Annotated in this window: 25 protein-coding genes and 1 tRNA gene; 18 read left to right on the top strand and 8 right to left on the bottom strand. The window is 27.2% G+C overall.

The features are described 5' to 3' along the window. Positions 1 to 3 precede the first annotated feature (3 nt). The 3 genes from ACTTBO_RS02290 to ACTTBO_RS02280 all read right to left on the bottom strand — a co-directional run bounded on the left by ACTTBO_RS02290 (position 4) and on the right by ACTTBO_RS02280 (position 2,639). Positions 4 to 77: transfer RNA gene (locus ACTTBO_RS02290), tRNA-Gln, on the bottom strand. Between the two features lie 34 nt (positions 78 to 111). Then, positions 112 to 954: a 4-(cytidine 5'-diphospho)-2-C-methyl-D-erythritol kinase gene (locus tag ACTTBO_RS02285; protein ID WP_440656147.1), complete on the bottom strand. Its 843-nt coding sequence runs from the start codon at positions 952 to 954 to the stop codon at positions 112 to 114. Next, on the bottom strand, positions 951 to 2,639 hold the full coding sequence (locus ACTTBO_RS02280; RefSeq protein WP_440656145.1) for a tetratricopeptide repeat protein: 1,689 nt from the start codon (positions 2,637 to 2,639) through the stop codon (positions 951 to 953). The genes ACTTBO_RS02285 and ACTTBO_RS02280 overlap by 4 nt, the downstream gene beginning before the upstream one ends. Positions 2,640 to 2,653: 14 nt before the next feature. Between ACTTBO_RS02280 and ACTTBO_RS02275 the strand changes: the two genes are divergently transcribed. The 3 genes from ACTTBO_RS02275 (at position 2,654) to ACTTBO_RS02265 (ending at position 5,105) form a co-directional block, all read left to right on the top strand. Then, positions 2,654 to 3,370 carry a uracil-DNA glycosylase gene (locus ACTTBO_RS02275; protein WP_440656143.1) on the top strand — a complete coding sequence of 239 codons (717 nt, stop codon included), beginning with the start codon at positions 2,654 to 2,656 and terminating at the stop codon, positions 3,368 to 3,370. Next, positions 3,370 to 3,930, top strand: a complete 561-nt coding sequence (locus tag ACTTBO_RS02270) for a ribonuclease HII (protein ID WP_440656142.1) — start codon at positions 3,370 to 3,372, stop codon at positions 3,928 to 3,930. Before ACTTBO_RS02275 ends, ACTTBO_RS02270 begins: the two co-directional genes overlap by 1 nt. Positions 3,931 to 4,034: 104 nt before the next feature. Further along, a complete protein-coding gene (locus tag ACTTBO_RS02265; protein WP_440656140.1) occupies positions 4,035 to 5,105 on the top strand; it encodes a site-specific DNA-methyltransferase in 1,071 nt (356 codons plus the stop codon). On the opposite strand, the gene ACTTBO_RS02260 is transcribed toward ACTTBO_RS02265, so the two are convergent. Next, positions 5,102 to 6,247, bottom strand: a complete 1,146-nt coding sequence (locus ACTTBO_RS02260) for a salicylate 1-monooxygenase (protein WP_440656138.1) — start codon at positions 6,245 to 6,247, stop codon at positions 5,102 to 5,104. The genes ACTTBO_RS02265 and ACTTBO_RS02260 overlap by 4 nt on opposite strands. Continuing rightward, the gene (locus ACTTBO_RS02255; protein WP_440656136.1) at positions 6,244 to 7,230 is read right to left on the bottom strand and encodes an A/G-specific adenine glycosylase; all 987 of its coding nucleotides are present in this window, start codon (positions 7,228 to 7,230) and stop codon (positions 6,244 to 6,246) included. Before ACTTBO_RS02255 ends, ACTTBO_RS02260 begins: the two co-directional genes overlap by 4 nt. On the opposite strand from ACTTBO_RS02255, the gene ACTTBO_RS02250 reads away from it, so the two are divergent. The 15 genes from ACTTBO_RS02250 to rnhA are packed head-to-tail and all read left to right on the top strand — an operon-like array spanning position 7,231 to position 19,900. Next, positions 7,231 to 7,719: a DUF721 domain-containing protein gene (locus ACTTBO_RS02250; RefSeq protein ID WP_440656135.1), complete on the top strand. Its 489-nt coding sequence runs from the start codon at positions 7,231 to 7,233 to the stop codon at positions 7,717 to 7,719. It begins immediately after the preceding gene. Then, the gene (locus tag ACTTBO_RS02245; RefSeq protein ID WP_440656134.1) at positions 7,716 to 8,294 is read left to right on the top strand and encodes a thioredoxin domain-containing protein; all 579 of its coding nucleotides are present in this window, start codon (positions 7,716 to 7,718) and stop codon (positions 8,292 to 8,294) included. Before ACTTBO_RS02250 ends, ACTTBO_RS02245 begins: the two co-directional genes overlap by 4 nt. A gap of 8 nt (positions 8,295 to 8,302) precedes the next feature. Further along, a complete protein-coding gene (locus tag ACTTBO_RS02240; protein WP_440656132.1) occupies positions 8,303 to 10,876 on the top strand; it encodes a chromosome segregation SMC family protein in 2,574 nt (857 codons plus the stop codon). A gap of 9 nt (positions 10,877 to 10,885) precedes the next feature. Further along, positions 10,886 to 11,161, top strand: a complete 276-nt coding sequence (locus ACTTBO_RS02235; protein ID WP_075506407.1) for an AtpZ/AtpI family protein — start codon at positions 10,886 to 10,888, stop codon at positions 11,159 to 11,161. A 9-nt stretch (positions 11,162 to 11,170) separates the two neighbouring features. Then, a complete protein-coding gene (locus tag ACTTBO_RS02230; protein ID WP_440656130.1) occupies positions 11,171 to 11,905 on the top strand; it encodes a F0F1 ATP synthase subunit A in 735 nt (244 codons plus the stop codon). Between the two features lie 17 nt (positions 11,906 to 11,922). Then, positions 11,923 to 12,150 (top strand): F0F1 ATP synthase subunit C, encoded by a 228-nt coding sequence (locus tag ACTTBO_RS02225; protein WP_006997791.1) that lies wholly within the window; start codon positions 11,923 to 11,925, stop codon positions 12,148 to 12,150. Positions 12,151 to 12,154: 4 nt separating this feature from the next. Continuing rightward, positions 12,155 to 12,745 (top strand): F0F1 ATP synthase subunit B family protein, encoded by a 591-nt coding sequence (locus ACTTBO_RS02220; RefSeq protein WP_440656128.1) that lies wholly within the window; start codon positions 12,155 to 12,157, stop codon positions 12,743 to 12,745. Beyond that, complete coding sequence (locus ACTTBO_RS02215) at positions 12,735 to 13,232, top strand: F0F1 ATP synthase subunit B family protein (protein ID WP_179850435.1); 498 nt, start codon at positions 12,735 to 12,737, stop codon at positions 13,230 to 13,232. The genes ACTTBO_RS02220 and ACTTBO_RS02215 overlap by 11 nt, the downstream gene beginning before the upstream one ends. A 39-nt stretch (positions 13,233 to 13,271) precedes the next feature. Continuing rightward, entirely contained in the window at positions 13,272 to 14,732 is a 1,461-nt protein-coding gene (gene crtI / locus ACTTBO_RS02210; RefSeq protein ID WP_440656127.1) for a phytoene desaturase family protein, read from the top strand. 1 nt (position 14,733) lies between these two features. After that, positions 14,734 to 15,585 (top strand): phytoene/squalene synthase family protein, encoded by an 852-nt coding sequence (locus ACTTBO_RS02205; protein WP_440656125.1) that lies wholly within the window; start codon positions 14,734 to 14,736, stop codon positions 15,583 to 15,585. Next, on the top strand, positions 15,572 to 16,636 hold the full coding sequence (locus ACTTBO_RS02200; RefSeq protein ID WP_440656123.1) for a lycopene cyclase family protein: 1,065 nt from the start codon (positions 15,572 to 15,574) through the stop codon (positions 16,634 to 16,636). The genes ACTTBO_RS02205 and ACTTBO_RS02200 overlap by 14 nt, the downstream gene beginning before the upstream one ends. Beyond that, positions 16,637 to 17,584 carry a Brp/Blh family beta-carotene 15,15'-dioxygenase gene (locus tag ACTTBO_RS02195; RefSeq protein ID WP_440656121.1) on the top strand — a complete coding sequence of 316 codons (948 nt, stop codon included), beginning with the start codon at positions 16,637 to 16,639 and terminating at the stop codon, positions 17,582 to 17,584. It begins immediately after the preceding gene. After that, on the top strand, positions 17,565 to 18,509 hold the full coding sequence (gene ispH, locus ACTTBO_RS02190; RefSeq protein ID WP_440656119.1) for a 4-hydroxy-3-methylbut-2-enyl diphosphate reductase: 945 nt from the start codon (positions 17,565 to 17,567) through the stop codon (positions 18,507 to 18,509). Before ACTTBO_RS02195 ends, ispH begins: the two co-directional genes overlap by 20 nt. Next, the gene (locus ACTTBO_RS02185; RefSeq protein WP_440656117.1) at positions 18,510 to 19,475 is read left to right on the top strand and encodes a homoserine kinase; all 966 of its coding nucleotides are present in this window, start codon (positions 18,510 to 18,512) and stop codon (positions 19,473 to 19,475) included. It abuts the gene before it with no gap. Then, complete coding sequence (rnhA, locus tag ACTTBO_RS02180) at positions 19,475 to 19,900, top strand: ribonuclease HI (protein WP_440633004.1); 426 nt, start codon at positions 19,475 to 19,477, stop codon at positions 19,898 to 19,900. Before ACTTBO_RS02185 ends, rnhA begins: the two co-directional genes overlap by 1 nt. Here rnhA and ACTTBO_RS02175 read toward each other — a convergent pair. Genes ACTTBO_RS02175 through ACTTBO_RS02165 form a run of 3 tightly spaced genes read right to left on the bottom strand, consistent with a single transcriptional unit; the run spans position 19,892 to position 22,410 of the window. Further along, positions 19,892 to 20,377 carry a peroxiredoxin gene (locus tag ACTTBO_RS02175; protein WP_440656115.1) on the bottom strand — a complete coding sequence of 162 codons (486 nt, stop codon included), beginning with the start codon at positions 20,375 to 20,377 and terminating at the stop codon, positions 19,892 to 19,894. The two genes, rnhA and ACTTBO_RS02175, sit on opposite strands and share 9 nt — an antisense overlap. After that, positions 20,374 to 21,756: a threonine synthase gene (thrC, locus tag ACTTBO_RS02170; RefSeq protein ID WP_440656113.1), complete on the bottom strand. Its 1,383-nt coding sequence runs from the start codon at positions 21,754 to 21,756 to the stop codon at positions 20,374 to 20,376. The genes ACTTBO_RS02175 and thrC overlap by 4 nt, the downstream gene beginning before the upstream one ends. Then, positions 21,757 to 22,410, bottom strand: coding sequence for an SURF1 family protein (locus ACTTBO_RS02165; RefSeq protein WP_440656111.1), 654 nt, complete (start codon positions 22,408 to 22,410; stop codon positions 21,757 to 21,759). Positions 22,411 to 22,413: the final 3 nt, after the last annotated feature.

Genomic DNA, 22,413 nt, shown 5'->3' with positions numbered 1-22,413 from the left:
ATATGGCTGGGGCGCTAGGATTCGAACCTAGGATGCAGGTACCAAAAACCCGTGCCTTACCGCTTGGCTACGCCCCAATATTATAGTTCCTATAACACAAAAAAAATAAATTTATATAGTTTTTGATACATACAACCAACAATTTTTAAATTTCCTCTTAAATTGAACTTTTGCTGAATTGCAGTCTTTGACTGATTTATAGTATGCAATTACTGTAGATCCAGACCCAGTCATTCTTACAAACTCAGGATTATTAGTCTTTTCTAAAAATAACTTAATCTTTTTTATTAGTGGGTATTTTGAAATTGCAACATCTTCTAAAGTATTACTTTGATTTTTTAAAAATTTATAACCAAACATATTTTTTTTTGGATTATTAAATTTTGGTTTTGTAAAATTTTTAACGTTAGAATAAATTTTTTTTGTCGCACAACCAAAATTGGGCTTTATTAAAAGCATATTTAAAGTCGGACAATTAAAAAATTTTTTAATTTTATCGTTTGAAAGTAAAACTGAACTAGACGGGTTTATACCTAAAATAACATCAGACCCTATTTCAGAGCAAACCTCCAAAATTTTCTTTTCATTAATTTTAATTACCTTTTTTTGATTTAAAAAATTTAAAATACTCGCAGCATTTACAGAACCGCCACCAAGTCCTGCTTTTTGAGGAATATTTTTTGTTATAGAAACTCTAAATTTTTGATTTAGTAATAACTTTTCTCGACCTAATATTTTAAAGAGTTTTTGAACAGTATTTTTTTTTCCAATACCTTTCGCAAATTTCCCTTGAAAAGAAATATTATGTTTTTCACCTCCTGTTTTTTTTATTGAAATAACATCATACAAATCGATAAAACTAATGATACTTTCAATTTTATGTAATGATTTATTTTTTCCTGTTACATTGAGAGCTAAGTTGATTTTAGCATGAGACTTTAAATTTAATTTCATTGAATAGATTTTAAGCCAGTAATCAATTTTTTGTTTATATTTTCTCTCATATCATCTTCAGTATCATCAAAGCTCAACACACTATTCCAAAAATATCTTGCCTGAATTTTTTGATCTAGCTTCCACAATATATCTCCGTAATGGTCATTTACTATTGGGTCATCAGGCATTAATTCTACAGCTCTTTTTAAATATTTTTCTGCTTCTTTATATTCTTCTATCAAGAAATATGCCCAACCAATTGAGTCAATAATATAGGGATCATTACTTTTTAAATCATATGCTATTTTTAACATTTCCATCGCTTCATCTATTTTGTAATCACGTTCTAACCAAGAATAAGCAAGATAATTTAGGACATATGCATCATTAGGTCTTATTCTTAATGCATGAAGTAAATCTTCATCTGACTTCTCATAATTACCTAATCTTTCGTAACTCCCACCTCTTCGATATAAAATATCTGATTTAATTACAGATGTATCCTCTAGTGAGGAGATTAATCTTGAATAATTATCAATTGCAAGTTCATAATTTTTAGAGTTTTTGTAAAAATTCGCTAAATCAAAAATCATCTTTGGATTAGGTTTTTCAATATTTTTAAATTTAGACTCGATATAGCTTGTGCCCTTTTCATAATTTTGTTCTTTCACTATTATTTGCGCTTCTTTTTTAACTCTAAACCAATAATAAAACTCATCAGTCTCTTTAAATTTTCTTACTATTTTTTTTACCTTGTTGTATTCACCATCTGCAAAGAAATTTTCTGCAACAAGGGATAAATTAAATTCAAATTTAGGATTTAAGTATATTGATAAATTTAAATAAAAATTTGATTTTTCAAAATTATCTTGTGATGAATAAAGATTTGATATCAAAAATAAAAATTCACTAATTATATCATTGTGGTTTCCACATGAGAAAATTTTTTCAAAACTTTTAAATTTATTATTATCTATCCAGCTTTTGGTTTGAGTTAACAAAAGTGTTGAGCCAATATAATCAATTTGATCAATTACTGACTTTGCCTGATCAAACTTCTTATTCTGAATAAGATAATTTATATAAAAAAATATATATCTTGAATAATCACCTTGTTGACTGTTGATTAAATTTAAAAAGAAAGAGCTGGTTCTTTGATCATTATAATGACATCTTTGAAATGCCTCAGCTATTAATGATAAGTTTCCAAAATTTTTCTTATTAGGTAAAAGTTTTTTATTTTTAAAAGTGTAAATGTACTGCTTTAAAGTCTCAAAAATTACTAGATTAATTCTATTTTCTTCCTGAAATCTTAAACTTTGATCTAAGTAAATATCAGCTTTATCAAAATCATTTTTTTTCAAACTATCAATTATTAATAAAACATATGCATCAAAAAAATCAGAGTTACTTTTTTTTGAGTTATTTTTTATAACATTTATTGCTTGCGCTACTTTGTTTTCCAATACAAGAGAATTAACGTATCTTTTTAAATAATTGTCATGGCTGTTTAGTAAAACTTTACTTAAATTGAAATATTTTAGAGCTTCTGAATTATCTCTATTTTCATAAGCTATAATACCTGAAAAATAATTAGATAAATCTCTTGAGTTGAAATCATTAAAACTTGTACTTTTAGAATAAACGGGCGTCTGATAGAGTAACACTAATAATAATATGATTTTAAATATTTTAGATATCATTTAATCCTTGTAAGGTGAAAAAATTGATAAATCAAAACGACAAATTAAACAAAGAATTAATAAATACAATAGAAGCCAATTTTGTATTTGATAAAAAACCTATTAATAGGTTTTCTGAAGTCAAAAAAGAAAGTGATATCAATCAAAGAAATAAACAAGATTTATTAGAAAATCTAAAGAAACAATTAAATTCAATTGAAAATTGTAAACTAAGAAATTATTCCAAAAATATTGTTCTTGGACAAGGAAATATTGATAGTCCTATAATGTTAATCGGAGAAGCTCCAGGTGAAATTGAAGACAAAGTTGGAAACCCTTTTAAAGGAGAAAGTGGAGAGCTTTTAGACAAAATGTTAATAGCAATAAATATTAAAAGAGAAAATATTTATACAAGTTATGCAATAAATTTTAGACCACCAGAGGATAGAAAACCAACTTCACAAGAAATTAAACGTTACTCAAACTTTTTAAAAGAACATATATCTATTATTGATCCCAAAATTATAATTTTAATGGGTAGCACAGCTATGGAAGCTGTTACTGGGATTAATGAAAAAATATCTTCAGAGAGAGGTAAATGGAAGGAAATAATTTTAAATAATAATACTTATCCTTTAATGATAACTTTTAACCCTTCTTATTTAATTAGATATCCAGATAACAAAAAATATTCTTGGGAAGATTTAAAAAAAATAAGAGAAAAAGTTAAAGAGTTAAAATTAACAATTTAATGAAATTAATAGCTGGTGTTGATGAGGTCGGTAGAGGTAGTTTAATAGGTCCTGTTTATGCTGCTGCTGTCATTCTAAAAAAATCTGTGGATCCAAAAATTTTAAAAGACTCGAAAGTGTTGAGTAAAAAAAAGAGAGAATACCTTTTTAATTATATTAAAAAAAATTCAATTTGGTCATTAGGCAAAGCTTCTGTTAACGAGATTGAAAAACTCAATATACTAAATGCAAGTTTACTTGCTATGAAAAGAGCTATATTAAAATTAACAAAAAAACCAACTCTTGTATTGATAGATGGAAACAAAATTCCAAATTTAAAAAATTATAAATTAAAATCGATCATAAAGGGTGATAGAAAAATTCCTTCAATTTCAGCAGCCTCTATAATAGCAAAGGTATCTAGAGATAGATTTGTTACTACACTATCAAAAAAAAATAAAGGTTATCATTGGGATAAAAATTTTGGTTATGGCACCAAACAACACTTACAATCATTAAAAAAACTAGGCATAACCAAACATCATAGAAAAACTTTCTCTCCTATATCTAGATTAACTTAATACTACATCTAGTTGTCATTAAAATTCGATACACAAATCGAATCCAATTTTTTCAATCACAGGTTGACCGAAGAATCCATTTAGAGTCTAATTAATTTTTACAAATGAAATCTGATTTTAAAAATAAAATAATTAACGGAGACAGTCTCGAAGAATTAAAAAAAATTCCAAGTGAAACCTTTGATTTAATTTTTGCTGACCCTCCATATAATTTACAATTGAAAGGTGAATTGACTAGACCAGATAGATCTAAAGTCAGCGCTGTAAACGATAAGTGGGATCAATTTGAAAATTTTAAAAAATACGATGAATTCACGTATGAATGGCTTAATGAATGCAAAAGGATTTTGAAAAAAGATGGAGCTATTTGGGTTATAGGTAGTTACCATAATATTTTTAGAGTAGGAACCGCAATACAAAATTTAGGTTTCTGGATACTAAATGATGTCATCTGGAATAAAAATAATCCAATGCCTAACTTTAGAGGCACAAGATTTACAAATGCTCATGAGACTTTAATTTGGGCTTCGAAGAGTGAAAAATCAAAATACACATTCAATTATCAATCTTTGAAATGTTTAAATGATGATCTTCAGATGAGATCTAATTGGAGTCTTCCTATTTGTAGTGGTTCTGAACGACTTAAAAAAAATGGAAAAAAAATTCACTCTACTCAAAAACCAGAATCACTTTTACATAGAATTTTACTAGCTACATCAAATAAAAATGATCTAGTTCTTGATCCTTTTTTAGGTTCTGGAACTTCTGCTGCAGTTGCAAAAAAACTAGGGAGAAATTATTTTGGTATAGAAAAAGAAAAGAATTATTTTAAAGCTGCTGAGGAACGTTTAAAGGCTACCAAACCAATTGAAGATGATTTATTAGATACACTTAAAAATAATAGATCAAAACCAAGAATTCCATTTGGATCGTTGGTAGAGCTTGGAATAATTAAGCCTGGAACAAATATTTTTGATAATAAGAAAAAAATAACAGCAAGAATAATGGCTGATGGTAGCATAAAGCACAACCAAGCGGAAGGTTCTATTCATAAAGTTGCAGCTACTATATTAGGAGCTGAAAGCTGTAATGGTTGGACATTTTGGCATTGTGATATTAATGGACGAACCTACCCAATCGATTACTTGAGACAAAGATTAATTTCTAAAAATTAATCTTTATAAATTTTACCTAAATAACTTTGCAGAAATTTTTTATTTTTTGTCAAAAGCTTTAAAAAAATATTTCTAAAAAAGATCATAATCGGATTTGATAAATGAAAAGCAAATTGATTAAAATCAGATCTTCTATTAATCATTTTTACTCGCTCTAATCTAGAATTATAAAAATCATTTTTTTGATTAATTATAATTTCATGTAATTGATCGGCTCCTTCTATTGATTGTGAGGCTCCCTGAGCAAAAGAAGGAGAGAATGCAAAAAAAGCATCTCCAACTAAATAAATATTTTTGGGAGGAATAAATGGATTTTTACTTACAAATACTGGAAACAATTTAATATCTTCAAGACTCTGAAATACTTTTGATGAAATTTTTTCAGATAATTTTTGTTTAATGCCTTCAATAAATGTACTTTCATTGCAAAGATTATGGTTTTTTTGCTGATCAGAATTTAACTTATTCTTCAATATCCCAATAAAATTAAAATTTTTATCATTATTAAGTGGATATAATACATAGTGAAAATCTGATCCTAAAAATAAAGAAACATTCTCCTCGTTTATATTATCAAGACTTTCTTTGGATACACTGGCTCTAACAGCGATAGTGTTATTGTAAATTGGTTCTGAATTATTATTTGAAATTAATGACTTTCCTTTTGAAAATACACCATCTGAAATAATTAAATGATCACAAGTTATTTTTTCTTTATCAAAAGTTAAATTTATTGAATCATTACTGGATTCTATCTTGTCTAAACTGCAGTTAAACTGGATTATATTTTTATCCAGTCCATTTATTAGAAACTGAAGTAATTTTGATCTTTTTAATGTTGTGTACTTATAATCATCAGAATTAAATTCTGAAATATCTAAATCGCAAATTTTCTTTGAATTTTTAATTTCATAAAAATCAATTTTTTTTGGATTAAATTTCTCTTTGTCCGACAAGGAAGAGAAGCCTAATTTGTTTAATAACTTTACGCTATTAACAGATAATTGAATACCATAACCTTCTTCTATTTCTAATGAAGTTTTTTTTTCATAAATTGTGACCTGATAATCTTTATTTCCTTTAAATAAATTAGCTATAAACAGACCGGAAATACCTGCGCCAATAATTGCTATTTTTTTCATTTTTGACTTTCTAAAAATTTTATTATCTTTTTCGTAAATGCTGGAAGCACATAATTTTCAAGCTTTGCAGGATTTATCCAATTAATATTTTTGTCAAAGTTATGCTTCTTTTTATATTCAATTTTAATATTCATATTCATATTAGATATTTTAAAATTTAAATCTTTATCAAAATTTTTAGGATTATTTAATTGATCCATTGGAAAAATATTTAAATTTTTCAAAAAATTAAATTTATTATTTTTGATTAATAAATATTGATTATTTTTTTTATAAACATTTAATTTATAATATGTTTCCTTGTTAATTTTCTTAAATTTCACTAAATCAAAATTTTTATTTTTAAATGCTTTGCAATTATAAGATAATGGACATTTATCGCATGAAGGGTTTGTAGGTTTACAAATTAATGCACCGAGTTCCATCAAAGCTTGCGCATAATCGCTTGATCTTTTTGTTGATGTGCCAAAAATTTTTTTTTGATCTTGTAAAAATTCTTTTTTAATTTGACTTTGTTTCTTTAAATATAAGTATCTTTTTAATACTCTTTCAATGTTTCCATCCAAAGGAATTATTGGTTTGTTAAATGCGATTGCTGAAATTGCACTCGCTGTATAATCGCCAATACCTGGTAATGATTTTAATTCATAAAAATCTCTAGGTATTTTTTTATTGAATTTTTTAACAATTATTTGAGCAGTTTTTTTTAAATTTCTTACTCTTGAATAATATCCAAGACCTTCCCAAAGTTTGGTTAATTTTCTATCATTATATTTTGATAACTTTTCAATATTAGGGATATTTTTAATAAATCTATTAAAATAAGGAATCACAGTAGCAACCTGAGTTTGTTGCAACATGAACTCGCTTACCAATGTAAAGTATTGTTTCTTTTCTTGTGAAACCTTATTTCTCCAAGGTAAAGACCTCTTATTTATATCGTACCAATTGAGAATTTTATTTGTTATTATTAGATCTTTCATATGCAATTTAAAAATAATACTAAGCAGAGAAATAATAGCATTCAAGGGTTAAGATCTTTCAAAGACACTTTGCCAAAAAATCTAAAAAAAATTATTAATAAAAAAGGTCATATATATTCAGAAACACTGAGTAATTGGAAATATTTAGTTGGAAATGAATTGTTTAAAGTCTGTTTCCCAAAAACATTCAAAAACTCAAATCGATATGGTGTGAGTACTTTAGTTGTAATGGTTAAAAGAGGCCATGAGGTAGATGTAGAATATTCAAAAAAAAATATTTTAGATAAAATGAATAATTTTTTCGGCTACGATGTTGTTGAAAAGCTTAAATTTATTAGCTTTGATGACGAACAAAAAACTAGCAGTTTGAATGAAATTAATTCTAATAATGTGGCAATTAGTAAATATCGAGATAAAATCAAAGATGTTAAAAACGAAAAAATTAAAAAATCATTAACAGAATTAACAAAAGTTTATAAAGAAAAATGAGAAAAATTATTTTAATTGCCATAATTGTTTTGGGAAGCTTTTCAAATTTAAATGCTGAAGAAATAAAAAGAATTATTGTTGGAAATAAAGACGCAAAAATAACTATAATTGCGTTTGAGTCACTAACTTGCAGCCATTGTGCTAATTTTCATAAAAACGTTTATCCAGAACTTAAAAAAGAATATCTGGACACAGGTCTTGCTAAAATAGAATTTAGACATTTTCCTTTAGATATTGCCGCCTTCAACGCTTCAAAAGTTGCTCAATGTAAAAATGATGGTAATGCTGATATTTTGGAAAGTTTATATGCTAACCAACAAAAATGGGTAAAGGGAAGCTCTATTGAAGAAGCAAATAAAAATCTTCAAATATTTTTAAAAAATGAAGGTTTCTCTATCGATTTTGAATCTTGTGTGAATAACAAAAATATTGAGGATTTTGTGTTAAATGACCGAATAGAGGGTGCAAAAAATTTCAAAGTAAACGCAACCCCTACGATAATAATAAACAACGAAAAATTCGAAAAAAAACTTAATTATAAAAATTTGAAAAAAGCACTAGAAAAAATGATATAAGTTAGTGCATGGAGTTTAAAAAAATCCAATTAAATGGATTTAAATCATTTGCTGAAAAAACAAATTTCTTAATAGAGGAAGGCCTTACTGGAATAGTTGGTCCTAACGGCTGTGGAAAGTCTAACATAGTTGAATCTTTGAGATGGGTAATGGGAGAGACCTCTGCAAAAAGTATGAGAGGTTCAGGAATGGAAGATGTAATTTTTTCAGGCACATCTAATAAAGCATCAAAAAATATTGCTGAAGTTTCCATAGAAGTAGAGAACAAAGAAAAAGAAGGTCCCATTCAGTATCGTGAATTAGAAAACATTCAAGTTAGACGAAAAATTGAAAAAGATAAGGGTTCTAAATTTTATATTAATGACAAAGAAGTAAGAGCAAGAGATGCTCAAATGTTTTTTGCAGATCTTTCAACGGGCGCACATTCCCCTTCTATGATTAGCCAAGGAAGAATTGGAGCTTTAGTGACAGCAAAACCTACTGACAGAAGAGCAATACTTGAGGAGGCAGCTGGAATTTCTGGTTTACATGTAAGAAGACATGAAGCTGAACTTAGACTCGGTGCGGCTGAAAATAATTTAAAAAGAGCTGATGAATTACGAAGGCAACAAGAAAAACAACTAGCAAATCTTCAAAAACAAGCTGAGGAAGCTACAAAATACAAATTAATTTCAGAAGAAATAAAAAAAATAGAGGCTGGTCTATATTATCTAAGATTATTGGATATCGATAAGGAGATTAGAATAGAAAATGAAATTAATACAGAGGCAGGAGGTGAAGTTGAAAGTTTCAACAATCAGATATCTGAACTTGAAAACTTAATAAAAACTTCAACCGATAAAGTTGCTCCACTTAGAGAAAAAAATATTGAGAATTTATCAAGAATACAGAGACTTAATTTGGAACTACAGAACCTAGATGAGGAAAATACTAGAATTCAAGATGAAATTGAAATAATTAAGAAATCAATAAAGACTTTAGACGAAGACATATCAAGAGAAAATGGAATTATTATTGATGCTAACTCTAATGAAAAAAGATTAAAGGAAGAAAAGTCAGACTTAATTGAAGTAGATTCAAAATATTTTGAAACAGAAAAGTTATCAAACGAAGATCTAGAAAATGCAAAAAATGAACTTGAAAGAGAGCAAAAAGAAGTTGACGAAGTTGTTAATAATTTAGCTGATGATACAATTAAAATAAGCATTGGTCCTATAAAGAATGTAAAAAATTCAATTACTAGAGCAAAAGAATTAATTGATAGTAATGAGATAAATCAAGCAGTTACATTACTAGATAGATGTAATATGGAATTAGACAATTTTATTAATGATTTAAAAAATGAAAAATCAAGAACAGAGCTATTAAGTGTAAATGAGAAATCTCAAAATATAAAAATACTTCAAGAAAAATATGCTGATGCATATAGTAAAAATCAGTCAATAAAGAATGAATCAGTAAAAAGAAATGAAAGAATAAAAACAATAGAGACTGAAATAGAAAGCTGGAAAAATCTTTTATCTAATTCAGAAAAGATGGTAAATGAATTAACTGAAAGAAAAAATAAATTATCTAAACAATTAAATGATTTAGAAAATCAGCCAAGAGTGCAAGCAGAAAGAAAAGGTCAAATTACAGAAAATTTAAGAATTTCTGATGAAGAAAAAATAGAGAACGAAAAAATTATAGAAGAAACTGATAAAAAAATTGAAACTTTAAGAGCTCAACTAAATGAAATACAAGAGCAATCAATTCAAATTAGAGAGCGAAAAGCTAGCTCAGGTGCAACCATAGAAGGTTTACAAAAAAGAAAAAACGATTTGCTTGATAGAGTTAATACAGAATTAAATTTAACAGAAGAAAATATTTTAGAAAATTCAAATTTATTTGGAGTTGAAGAACTTCCAAACCATGTTGATCAAGAAGATGCATTAGATAAAAAAAAACAACAAAGAGATCAATTAGGCTCTGTAAATTTAAAAGCAGATGAGGAAACTAGTAAGTATGAAGAAGAAATAAAAAAAATGGAACAAGATCGTAGTGACCTAGTTACCGCAATTGTTAAATTAAAAGATAGTATTGATGAGCTAAATCAAAAAGGAAGGGAAAGACTTGTTGAGGCATTTGAAAAAGTTAACAGAAAATTTAATGAGGTTTATACAAAACTTTTTAATGGAGGAAATGCCAAGCTTGAATTAGTAGACTCTGATGATCCATTAGAAGCCGGTTTAGAAATGTTGGTCAGTCCACCAGGAAAAAGGCTTCAATCTATAACTTTATTATCTGGTGGTGAGCAAGCACTAACTGCCCTATCTTTAATATTTGCAGTATTTTTAACTAACCCTTCTCCAATTTGTGTTTTAGATGAGGTGGATGCTCCTCTTGATGATGCTAACGTTACAAGATTTTGTAGCTTGCTTGAGGAGTTAATTAAAATTACTAACACTAAATTTATAATTGTTACTCACCACGCCTTAACAATGTCTAAAATGAACAGGCTATATGGAGTAACTATGCCACAAAAAGGGATAAGCCAACTGGTAGCTGTAGACCTTCAAAAAGCAGAAAGTATGGTTGCTTAACCAAAATAAATGGCAAAAGACCCTTTTAAAACTCGCTTAGAGATTGCAAAAAGCAAGATTTCCAAGAAAAATCTTTATAACAAGAAGGATAATCCCTCGCCTATTGGAACTGCATTCAAATTGAGCACAGAACTTGTTTCTGCAGTGGCTGTCGGGACAATTATTGGGTTTATTTTTGACAAGACCTTTGGTACTAAACCCTGGTTTATATTAATATTTTTTTTTGTTGGGGTGATCGCTGGAATAACAAACGTGATTAGATCAGCAAAAAAGATGCAAAAATAAGTTAGTACTATGGCAGCAAACCCGATGTCCCAATTCGATGTTTATAGAATTGGACCTGAAATAAAAGTTGGAGTATTTGATATATCTTTTACAAACGCAAGTTTGTTTATGATTATAAGTACAGTTTCTATTTTATTAATTTTTAATTTAGGATCTAAGAAAAATTCAATCTTACCAAATAAAATTCAATTATTAGCAGAACTTAGCTACACCTTTGTTGCTAAAATGATTAGTGATACAGCTGGTTCTAAAGCAAAACCATATTTTGCATTTATTTTTTCATTGTTCATGTTTGTTTTATTTTGCAACATGTTTGGAATGATACCGTACACATTCACTGTAACTAGTCATATTATCGTTACATTTGTTCTTGCTGCATTTATCTTTATTGGCGTAACGGTAATTGGATTTATTAAACATGGTTTTGGATATTTAAAATTGTTTGTACCAAGTGGAGTACCAGCGGTATTACTTCCTTTAATAGTAGTTATTGAAATTATTTCTTATTTAAGTAGACCAATAAGTCTATCAGTTAGATTATTTGCAAATATGATGGCTGGTCATACAATGATGAAAGTTTTCGGAGGCTTTGTAATTAGTCTTGGAATAGTTGGTGGATGGCTTCCACTAAGTTTTTCGGTTGCATTAACTGGTTTGGAGATATTAGTTGCTTTTCTTCAAGCATATGTTTTTGCAATTTTAACCTGCATCTATTTAAATGATGCATTAAATTTACACCATTAATAACAGAGGAGGATATAATGGAATTAGAAGCAGCAAAAATGATCGGAGCAGGTTTAGCAGCAATAGCTTTAGCTGGTGCCGGTGTTGGTATTGGAATAATTTTTGGAAATTATTTATCAGGTGCTATGAGAAACCCATCAGCAGCTCAGAAACAATTTCCTAACCTACTTTTAGGTTTTGCACTTGCAGAAGCAACAGGATTATTTGGATTAGTTGTTGCATTGATTATTTTATTTGCATTTTAAGTTAATGGTCAAAAAAATATATCTTCATCTAATATTTTTAAGCTTCTTTTTTATTAAAGAAGCTTTTGCCGCTGAAAGTGGAGGTATGCCTCAATTAAATCCAGAGTTTTGGGTTTCTCAGATTTTCTGGTTAGTACTTACTTTTGGGATAATGTATTTGGTTTTATCTAAATTAATTCTTCCAAAAATTAGTAACAACTTAGAGTCTAGAAAATCTCAAATTCTAGAAAATATTGAGGCAGCTGAAAAACAAAGAGAAGATAGTGAGACCAAACTTAAAGAATATGATCAAATAATTTTAAAAAGCAAAACTGAAGCTAATGCTATGTTTAATCAAGCAAGAGAAAAGGCAGTTAAAGATATAAACGCTAAAAGAGACGTTCTTGATAAACAAATAGATGACGAAATAGCTAAAGTGGAAAAAGAAATCCAAGCTTTAAGAGATAATGCGCCTGACAAAATAAATAAAATTGCTATCGAAACGTCATCTGAGTTACTTCAGAAACTGATTGGTGCTGATGTAAATAATAGCAGTATATCAGCAATTGTTGACGATCTATCTAGAAGAAACGGAGATAAATACTATGGCAATTGATGCAACTTTCTGGGTAGCAATTTCATTTGTAATCTTCATCGGGGTTTTAGTTTACTTTAAAATTCCACAAAAAGTTTCTCAAATGCTTGATGGTATGATTTCTGACATCAAAAATGAGATAGATGAAAGTGAAAAATTGAGAACAGAAGCAAAAACTTTACTCGATAATGCTCAAAAAAAATTAGATACAGCTAGTTCTGTAAGTAATGAAATTTTGGAAAATGCAAAAAAAGAGTCGGATAAGTTAATAATAGATTTAAATGATAAATTTCATAAATCATCAGAAATTAAAAAAAGTTTGGCTGAAAATAAAATTAGCCAAATGAAAGAGGCTGCATTGAAAGAAATAAAAGATGCTTCCATCAAAATAGCGGTAGACTCAGTAAAAAAAATCATAACTACTTCAGTTGATAAATCTAAACTGGATGCTGTATTTCAAAAAAATTTAGAAGAAACTAAAGAACAGCTAAAAAAAATAAACTCATAATACGGTTACAATTTCCTGAAAAAGCTATAAATTACAGCAATGAATTCTATAGTTATTGGATCTGGATTTGGTGGTATTGCTGCAGCAATAAGACTAAGAGCCAAAGGACACAAAGTAAAATTAATAGAAAAACATTCAGACCTAGGTGGAAGAGCTAGAGTTTTCAAAAAAGATGGTTTTACCTATGATGCTGGGCCAACAGTAATAACAGCTCCATATTTAATTAACGAACTATTCAGTTTGTTTAATAAAAATCCTGAGGACTACATAAAACTAACCCCACTTAAAATTTGGTATCAATTTGTTTTTGAGGACCAAACTAAATTTAATTACTCAGGTGATGAAATAGAAATGAAAAAACAAATTGAAAATTTAAATCAAGAAGATGTTAAGGGGTATGAAGATTTAGTAAATTTTACCAAAAAAATTTTTGAGAAGGGATTTTTAGAGCTTGCAGATGTTCCATTTGATAAACCTATTTTTATGATGAAACAGCTGCCAGCATTATTAAAACTTAAGAGTTATAAATCAGTTTATTCATTAGTATCGTCTTATGTAAAAAATGAAAAATTAAGAAGGATGTTTAGTATGCATCCACTTTTGGTTGGTGGTAATCCGTTCACAACTACATCAATTTATGGGCTAATTCTTTATTTAGAAAAAAAATGGGGTATTCATTATTCAATGGGTGGTACGGGAAATATAATTAAAGGATTTGAAAAGTTAATGGAGGAAATAGAAATCGAAATAATAAAAAATACTGAGGTAAAAGAAATTATTACTAAGAATAATAAAATTACTGGTGTTGTAGTTGACAATGAAGAGATTATCGAAGCTGATAATGTTATTTGTAATGCAGACCCTCCTGCTTTTTATGAAAAGATGACTAGTAAAAACCTAAAAAATTCAATGCTGTTTGATTGGAAACAAAAGAGGATGGATTACTCAATGGGTTTATTTGTTTATTATTTTGGAACCAAAAAAGTCTATGAAAACGTTGAGCATCATACAATTAAATTTGGGAACAAATATAAAGAACATCTGGATGATATTTTTGATTATAAAAAATTAAATAACGATATTAGCTATTATCTACATAGACCTTCTGCAACAGATAAGAGCATGGCTCCCGAGGGTAGTGATTGTTTTTATGTATTGGTGCCAGTTCCAAATAATCAATCAAATATAGATTGGCAAATAGAAGGTGAAAAAATGAAAAATCTTGTGGTTGATAAAATGGAAAATGATTTAATGCCAAATCTTAGAGATAATATCGTATCAGACTTTTATCTTACACCTGATTACTTTGAGAAAGAACTAAATACAAAATATGGATCAGGTTTTTCAATTCAGCCTAAATTCACTCAATCAGCTTATTTTAGATTTCATAATAAATCAGAGATTTATGATGGTTTATATTTTGTTGGTGCTGGAACTCACCCAGGTGCGGGAGTACCAGGAGTACTTTCATCAGCAAAAGTATTAGATAAATTGATCTAAAATGTTAACTAAAAATTATTTAGCAACATATGCAAAATCATTTAATTGGGCTGGTTTTTTTTTACCAAAAAAAACTTATGATAAATGTTCTGCGCTTTATGATTTTTGTAGAGAAGTAGATAATATTGCAGATGATCCAGGAAAATTAGAAGACAAAATAATTAAATTTGAAAAATTTAAGAAAGATTTTTTAAATAAAAACTTTCAAAACATTGTTATTAAAAATATTTGGGCACTTATAGATGAATTTAGTATTTCAACAAAAGTAATTAATGATTTATTTGATGGGATTAATTCAGATATTAAAGAAAGAGTGGAATTAAAATCAAAAAAGGAGTTATTAATTTACTCTTATAGAGTAGCAGGCACAGTTGGTTTAATGATGGCAAAAGTTTTAAAAGTTAATAAGACAAATTCCTTGAAATCAGCAATCGATCTTGGAATAGCAATGCAGCTTACCAATATTTCAAGAGACGTAATTGAAGATAAAAATAATAAAAGAATTTATATCAATGAAAATTTCAAAGATATCAAATCTACCATTTCTTTATCTGAAAAATTTTATGAAAATTCTTTTTACTCAATTAAAGAAATACCTTTAAGTTTCAGATTCTCTATTTTAGTTGCAAGACGAATCTACAGAAAAATTGGACACAAAATAATTAATAAAAATAATTTAGAAAATTATAAAAATTCTGGAAAAATTTATGTAACAAAAATTGAAAAAATTATTGAAACTTTTTTATCAATTTTTGATTTAATAATTTTAACATTTACAAATAAAAATGATAATAGCATTGAACATGATCATTCATTAATTAATGAAGAGATAAATTTAAATGAAAGATTTTGATTACATAATTATCGGTGGCGGTTGTGCAGGTTTGTCTTTGGCTTATGAACTTGAAATTTCTGATAAATTAAAAAATAAATCTTTGGCTATGATTGAGCCTAGGGATGAATACAAAAGAGATAAAACTTGGTCATTTTGGAAAGTATTTCCACATAATTTTGATGATTGTGTAAAAAAAAGTTGGGATAATTTTTCTATAAACATTCCTAATGATACAAAGTTTATTGATTGTAAACTAACACCTTACCAATCTATAGATACTGGAAAATTTTATGACAAAATTCTTTCAAAACTTAAATTAAATGAAAATATAAAATTTTTTAAGAATATTAATGATATTGAATTATCAAATTCAATAATTTTTAACAGCGTTCCAAATTTTGAAAATAAGCCAAATAATTTGTGGCAACATTTTTGTGGTGTAGAAATTGAAACTGAAAAAGATTTTTTTGATGACCAAATATTTAACTTAATGGATTTTGCATGTGATCAAAAAAATGAGGTTCATTTTTTTTACACTTTACCTTTTTCAAAAAAAAGTGCACTTGTGGAGACTACCTGGATATCAAATTTAAGTAATGAAAATATAAAAGATTATGATAATCAAATAGATCAATACTTAAAAAACCACTTAAATATCAGAAATTATAAAATAAATTTTAAAGAAGAAGGCTCTATACCTTTATTTAGAAATAAAAATCTAAAAAAATTAAATGAAATATATATTGGATCAGCCGGTGATATGACAAGATTAAGCACGGGTTATACTTTTTTAAATATTCAGGAACACAGCAAATATATAGCAGAAAACATTGATAATATTTCTAAAGCTAAATTGTTTAAAATTAAAAAAAAATATGATTTTTTGGACAATATTTTTTTGAAAGTTTTAAGAAATAACTCTTCAGATATGGGGGAAATTTTCTTTAAAATGTTCAATAGTTCACCTAAGGCTGCTATTAATTTCTTATCTAATAAAAGTAATTTTTTTGAAGATTTAGAAATAATTTTAAAAATGCCTAAATGGAAATTTTTAAAAGAATTATTTTAAATGACTAATCAATTAATTAAAAAAATTAACCTTAATCATTCATTTATATTTTTTTTGTTAATTAATCTATTTTCTGTTGTGATGTTTAGATTAAATTATTTAGATATTTCATCATCAATTTGCTTATTTTTAATTTTAACTATTGGAGTTTCACACGGTGCATTAGATAATATTAAAGGTAAAAAACTTCTTAAATTATTTAATTTTGAAAGAATATATATTTTCTATATTTTCTATATTTTTATAGCAGTTTGTGTCATTATTATTTGGTCACTCTTACCTGCAACCACACTGTTAGTTTTTCTTATAGTGGCATCATTTCATTTTGGTAAAGAAGATACACAATTTTTAATAAACAAAAAATCTTACTTAATTCAAATATTATACCTTTTAAAAGGATCACTCATAATTCTTGCCCCACTTTTTTTTCATTTTGATGATACTGTGAAAATATTCAAATCATTACTTGTTGTTAATGAAAATTTTTATTTATTCTTAGAATTTTTAGAAGAAAAAAAGATAATCGAGATATCAATTATTTTGAGTTCATTATCAAGTATATTTTTATTTATTGATAAGTTTGAATTAAAAAAATTCACTATTTTTTTTGATTATTTCTCAATTATAATTTTAAATTACTACTTTACTCCTTTAGTAGCTTTTACAATTTATTTTTGTTTTTTACATTCTGTGAGGCACTCTATTTCACTTGCGATAGACCTTGATGAAAACAATCTCCAAAATGGACTAAAATTATTTATTTTAAAGGCTTTACCACTTACACTTTTAACAATCTTGGTTTCAATAATTGTATTATTATCATTAAATGAGGTTAATTATATAGATGATGCAATCTTAAAACTAATTTTTATTGGTTTGGCGTCTTTAACCTTTCCACATATATTGCTGGAATATTTTTTAGAGAAAAATGAAAAACAAACAAATTAAAATTTTACTTTCTGCTCCAAGAGGTTTTTGTGCTGGTGTTGAGAGAGCTATAGAGATTGTAGAAAAATCTATTCAAAAATATGGATCGCCAGTTTATGTTAGACACGAAATCGTTCATAACAAGCATGTTGTTGATAATTTAAAAAACAAAGGTGCTATCTTTGTTGAAGAATTAGAGGAAATTAATGACAAATCTAGACCTGTTATTTTTTCTGCGCACGGTGTTCCAAAAAAAATACCAGAAGATGCTGAAAATTATAAAATGACTTATGTAGATGCTACTTGTCCACTAGTTTCTAAAGTTCATAGAGAAGCGGAAAACTTAAATAAAGCTGGTTATCATATTATTTTGATTGGACATGAGAACCATCCAGAAGTAATAGGCACTATGGGCCAATTACCTAAAGGATCTATTGATTTGGTTCAAAATGAAGCTGAAGCAATGGAGTATAAAACCACTCATAAAGAAAAATTGGCTTATATAACTCAAACAACACTATCCGTTGATGACACTAAAGAAATAATAAAGATTTTGAAAGATAGATTTACAAACATTAAAGAGCCAGCAAAAGAGGATATTTGTTATGCAACAACTAATAGACAAATGGCAGTAAAAAATATTGCAAAAGAGTGTGATATATTTTTTGTAATAGGTAGTAGAAACTCTTCAAATTCAGTTAGACTTGTTGAAGTAGCAAAAAAATCAGGTTGTCAAAATTCACAACTTTTTCATTCTGAAAGTGAAATCCCTTTTGATCAAATACAGAATTCAAATACTATTGGTATATCATCAGGAGCATCAGCACCTGAAATTCTTGTAGAAGATTTTATTAATGAATTAAAAAAAAAATTTTCTATAAATGTTGAGGAAGTAGAAATTATAAAAGAAAATGTGGTCTTTAAAGTTCCTAACAAATTAAATTAAATGGCTGTATATACAAAAATAAATCAGAGTGATATCGATATAATAAACAACAAGTTTAATATTGAAAAAATTTTAAGTTTCCAAGGAATTACTAAAGGAATTGAAAATACAAATTACGTTTTAAAATCCAAAAATAAAAAGTTTATTCTCACAATTTTTGAGAAGAGAGTTCTTAAAAAAGAGATACCTTTTTTTATGAAATTAATGGATCATTTAAATGATTCAAAAATTATTTGCCCAAGACCACTTAAAACTAAAGACAAAAATTATTTAATTAAACTAAAAAATAAAACAGCTTGTATTGTCACTTTCTTGAATGGAAAAGATAAAAAGAAAGTTAACGAAAGTGACTGCTATGCTATTGGAAAAGCAATAGCTAAAATGCATCTGGTTACTAAGAAGATACAATTTACTAGAAAAAATTCAATGGGTGTAAAATATTTAAAACCTTTACTCCAGAGTATTAAATTTAAATCAAATAAAGGATCAAATTTGAAAAAATTTTTATTTAATAATTTTAATGATATTAAAAAAATTTGGCCAAAAAAACTTCCTTCTGGGATTATTCATGGTGATTTATTCGTAGATAATATTTTTTTTAATAAAAATAAGCTGTCGGGAATTATAGACTTTTACTTTGCTGCTAACGATTACTACATGTATGAAATAGCAATCTGTATTAATGCACTATGTTTTGATGAAAAAAATAAAAAATTTGTAATTAATAAGAAGAAAGTTGATAAATTGATCAAGGGATACAACAGCATTAAAAAAATTAAATTAAATGAAAAAAATAATTTAAATATTTTATGTAGAGGTGCTGCTCTTAGATATCTGTTAACTAGACTATATGATTATACAAATACTCCAAAAACAGCATTAATCAAAATTAAGGATCCAAACGAATATTATCAAAAACTTATTACCCATAACAATTTGAATAGTTTTAAAGATTATCTGATTTAATGATTAAAATTTATACTGATGGCTCATGTTTAAAAAATCCAGGAAATGGTGGATGGGCAGCAATAATATGTACTGATAATGAAGTGAAAAAAATAAGTGGAAGTGAAAAAGATACAACAAATAATAGAATGGAATTAATGGCGACAATCAATGCATTAAAAGAAGTAAATTCTGAAGATTTGATAGAAATCTACACAGATTCTAAATATGTTAAAAATGGAATTACTGATTGGATCCACAATTGGATTAAAAATAATTGGAAAACATCTAATAAAGAAGATGTTAAAAATAAAGATTTATGGGTTCAATTGCATGATTTGAATAATAATTCTAAAATTAAGTGGAACTGGGTTAAAGCTCATGCTGGAAATCCACTAAATGAAGAAGTTGATTTATTAGCTAAAAAAGCTGCAAGTCTAGATTAATTTATAGAAATTTTCTGCTGCTGAGATCTCACAAGATCCTGTATCTGCTTCTTCCTGAAGTTTAATAACCTTCATGTTATCAACTAACATCGTGTATCTATTAGATCTAATTCCTAAACCTCTGCCACTTTTATCAACATCTGCTCCAATTTCTTTTGTAAAATTAAGAAATGGGTCACCCATCATAACAATTTTTTCACCTACATCATTTTGTTTACCCCAAGCATTCATCACAAAGGGATCATTTACTGAAATACAAATTATATGATCAATACCTTTTTCTTTGTATTCATCATACATCTTAATATATCCTGGCAAATGTTTAGCAGAACATACAGAGGTATATGCCCCAGGTAGTCCAAATATTATAACTTTTTTGTCTTTAAAAAAATCTTCTATATTTTTTTTTACAGGCTCTCCATCTTGAAGAACAAAAATTTCTGAATTTGGTAGGCTATCGTTTTCTTTTATTTTCATTTGGATCTATCTTTAATATGTTCTTTTACTTTTTCAACATCATTTTCAAGAATATCATAATTTTCTTTCTCATTTAATATAAATTGAAGTTCATTTGGTAACTCAGCTTTAATATTTATAGCACTTTGAATTGCATCAGGAAACTTACATGGATGAGCTGTCGCTAGCACAATATTATTACCATTGAGATTGTGTTTATCAAAAGCTCCATAACCAATTGCAGTATGAGGGTCCAAAACCATATTAAATTCTTGATAAACAGACTTAATAATATCAAGTGTTTCGGTCTCGCTCATTCTTGCTGATAAGAAATCTTGATTAATTAAATTTAACTTTTCTTTATCAATTGAATATTTTCCTTCTTCTTTAATTTTCATCATGTCTTTTGATGTTTGTTCTGAATTCTTATCATTCAAATCAAAAATAAGTCTCTCAAAGTTACTTGCAATCTGTATATCCATACTAGGAGAAATAGTTTCGGAAACAGTTTCAGCCTCGTAATTACCGTTTGAAATAGCTCTATGGAGAATGTCATTTTGATTTGTTGCAACAATCAATTTATTAATGGGTAAACCCATTTTTTTGGCTAAATAACCTGCGTATACATCTCCAAAATTCCCTGTGGGAACTGAAAAGTTAGTGGGTTTAGTGTGATCTTCAATTAAATGATAGCTGTAAAAATAATAAACACACTGAGCAATAATTCTTGCCCAGTTGATTGAATTTACAGCTGACATATTAATATCTTTTGAAAATTTTGTATCAGAAAACATTGATTTAACTAAGTTTTGGCAATCATCAAAATTTCCTTTAATAGCAATATTAAATACATTTTCATGTTTTCCAGTAGTCATGATTTTTCGCTGAACAGAAGAAACTCGATTATCAGGATGTAATACAAAAATATTTAAATTTTCTTTTCCTTTTATTGCATCTATAGCTGCTGCCCCTGTATCTCCAGATGTGGCAACTACAATATTAATTTTTTCTTTTTGCTTGCTTAAATAAAATTCATAAAAATTTCCAAGAAGTTGCATAGCAACATCCTTAAAGGCTAGTGTTGGTCCATGAAATAACTCTAAGACTGATCGATCTCCTATTTTTATGAAATCAATTACATTTTCTCTCCTAAAAACAGAATAAGATTTATCAATTATTTTAGACAATTCATCTTTATCCATAAAATTTCCTATAAAAGGAAAAATAATTTTTTTTGCTAAATCTGAATAATTAAGTGATTTTAATTCTTGAATTTCTTTTTCACTATAGTCTGGAAGTGAGCTAGGAATAAACAATCCCCCATCATCAGCAAGACCTTTGATAAAAACATCCTTAAATTCATATGTTTTTGAAGTATCTCTAGTGCTGACGTATCTCATTTAATAATTTTTTTTTCTAAAATATAGATATATTAAAAGGATTGAAATCGCCATCGAAAACCAAGTAATTGCGTACTTTTTGTGATTGTTTGAAATTTTAGCAGTGATCACTTTCGGCCTAGGGTTTTCATAGTTACCGTTTAAATAAATAATATATTTTGAAAAGTTTTTTCCTGTAAATTTTAAAATATCTTCTCTATCTAGTGTAAACCAATAATTTTTATCTACTTCATTCTTAGGTTTGAATGAGCTTGATTTTGATTGAAGCATTAAAGTACCAATAATATTTTTTTGATCAACCACGTTAATCTCTGGTTTGTTTTTTTGGTCAAAAGATATCCAGCCTCTATTAATTAAATAATCTTCATTTCCAACTTTAATTGGGTTAATAACTTCAAATCCAGGTTTGCCAGTTTCGTTAAGATTATAGAGATAAATTTGTTTTTCAAAATCAATTTGTCCAGATGTTTTTATTCTTAAATAATTTTTTTTTTCTACATTTTGAAGTTCAACTGGATCAATCTTTAAAGAATTTTCAATTTGATTGATTAAATCTAATTTCCAACTCAATCTATACAATTGCCAAAAGCCTAATGACAATAAAACTAAAATTATAAAATAAACGAAAACTGAAAATAGAAGCTTATTCTTCAAGGA

Source organism: Candidatus Pelagibacter sp. HIMB1509 (assembly GCF_052047855.1).
GTDB lineage: Bacteria > Pseudomonadota > Alphaproteobacteria > Pelagibacterales > Pelagibacteraceae > Pelagibacter.
Note: the sequence above shows the minus strand (reverse complement) of the source record. Positions and strands in the feature narration are given on the sequence as shown.

Excerpts from the sequence above, each read along its gene's own strand:
- ACTTBO_RS02285 (WP_440656147.1), bottom strand. The coding sequence starts at position 954 with ATGAAATTAAATTTAAAGTCTCATGCTAAAATCAACTTAGCTCTCAAT.
- ACTTBO_RS02280 (WP_440656145.1), bottom strand. The coding sequence starts at position 2,639 with ATGATATCTAAAATATTTAAAATCATATTATTATTAGTGTTACTCTAT.
- ACTTBO_RS02270 (WP_440656142.1), top strand. The coding sequence starts at position 3,370 with ATGAAATTAATAGCTGGTGTTGATGAGGTCGGTAGAGGTAGTTTAATA.
- ACTTBO_RS02265 (WP_440656140.1), top strand. The coding sequence starts at position 4,035 with ATGAAATCTGATTTTAAAAATAAAATAATTAACGGAGACAGTCTCGAA.
- ACTTBO_RS02260 (WP_440656138.1), bottom strand. The coding sequence starts at position 6,247 with ATGAAAAAAATAGCAATTATTGGCGCAGGTATTTCCGGTCTGTTTATA.
- ACTTBO_RS02255 (WP_440656136.1), bottom strand. The coding sequence starts at position 7,230 with ATGAAAGATCTAATAATAACAAATAAAATTCTCAATTGGTACGATATA.
- ACTTBO_RS02250 (WP_440656135.1), top strand. The coding sequence starts at position 7,231 with ATGCAATTTAAAAATAATACTAAGCAGAGAAATAATAGCATTCAAGGG.
- ACTTBO_RS02245 (WP_440656134.1), top strand. The coding sequence starts at position 7,716 with ATGAGAAAAATTATTTTAATTGCCATAATTGTTTTGGGAAGCTTTTCA.
- ACTTBO_RS02240 (WP_440656132.1), top strand. The coding sequence starts at position 8,303 with ATGGAGTTTAAAAAAATCCAATTAAATGGATTTAAATCATTTGCTGAA.
- ACTTBO_RS02235 (WP_075506407.1), top strand. The coding sequence starts at position 10,886 with ATGGCAAAAGACCCTTTTAAAACTCGCTTAGAGATTGCAAAAAGCAAG.
- ACTTBO_RS02230 (WP_440656130.1), top strand. The coding sequence starts at position 11,171 with ATGGCAGCAAACCCGATGTCCCAATTCGATGTTTATAGAATTGGACCT.
- ACTTBO_RS02225 (WP_006997791.1), top strand. The coding sequence starts at position 11,923 with ATGGAATTAGAAGCAGCAAAAATGATCGGAGCAGGTTTAGCAGCAATA.
- ACTTBO_RS02220 (WP_440656128.1), top strand. The coding sequence starts at position 12,155 with ATGGTCAAAAAAATATATCTTCATCTAATATTTTTAAGCTTCTTTTTT.
- ACTTBO_RS02215 (WP_179850435.1), top strand. The coding sequence starts at position 12,735 with ATGGCAATTGATGCAACTTTCTGGGTAGCAATTTCATTTGTAATCTTC.
- crtI (WP_440656127.1), top strand. The coding sequence starts at position 13,272 with ATGAATTCTATAGTTATTGGATCTGGATTTGGTGGTATTGCTGCAGCA.
- ACTTBO_RS02205 (WP_440656125.1), top strand. The coding sequence starts at position 14,734 with ATGTTAACTAAAAATTATTTAGCAACATATGCAAAATCATTTAATTGG.
- ACTTBO_RS02200 (WP_440656123.1), top strand. The coding sequence starts at position 15,572 with ATGAAAGATTTTGATTACATAATTATCGGTGGCGGTTGTGCAGGTTTG.
- ACTTBO_RS02195 (WP_440656121.1), top strand. The coding sequence starts at position 16,637 with ATGACTAATCAATTAATTAAAAAAATTAACCTTAATCATTCATTTATA.
- ispH (WP_440656119.1), top strand. The coding sequence starts at position 17,565 with ATGAAAAACAAACAAATTAAAATTTTACTTTCTGCTCCAAGAGGTTTT.
- ACTTBO_RS02185 (WP_440656117.1), top strand. The coding sequence starts at position 18,510 with ATGGCTGTATATACAAAAATAAATCAGAGTGATATCGATATAATAAAC.
- rnhA (WP_440633004.1), top strand. The coding sequence starts at position 19,475 with ATGATTAAAATTTATACTGATGGCTCATGTTTAAAAAATCCAGGAAAT.
- ACTTBO_RS02175 (WP_440656115.1), bottom strand. The coding sequence starts at position 20,377 with ATGAAAATAAAAGAAAACGATAGCCTACCAAATTCAGAAATTTTTGTT.
- thrC (WP_440656113.1), bottom strand. The coding sequence starts at position 21,756 with ATGAGATACGTCAGCACTAGAGATACTTCAAAAACATATGAATTTAAG.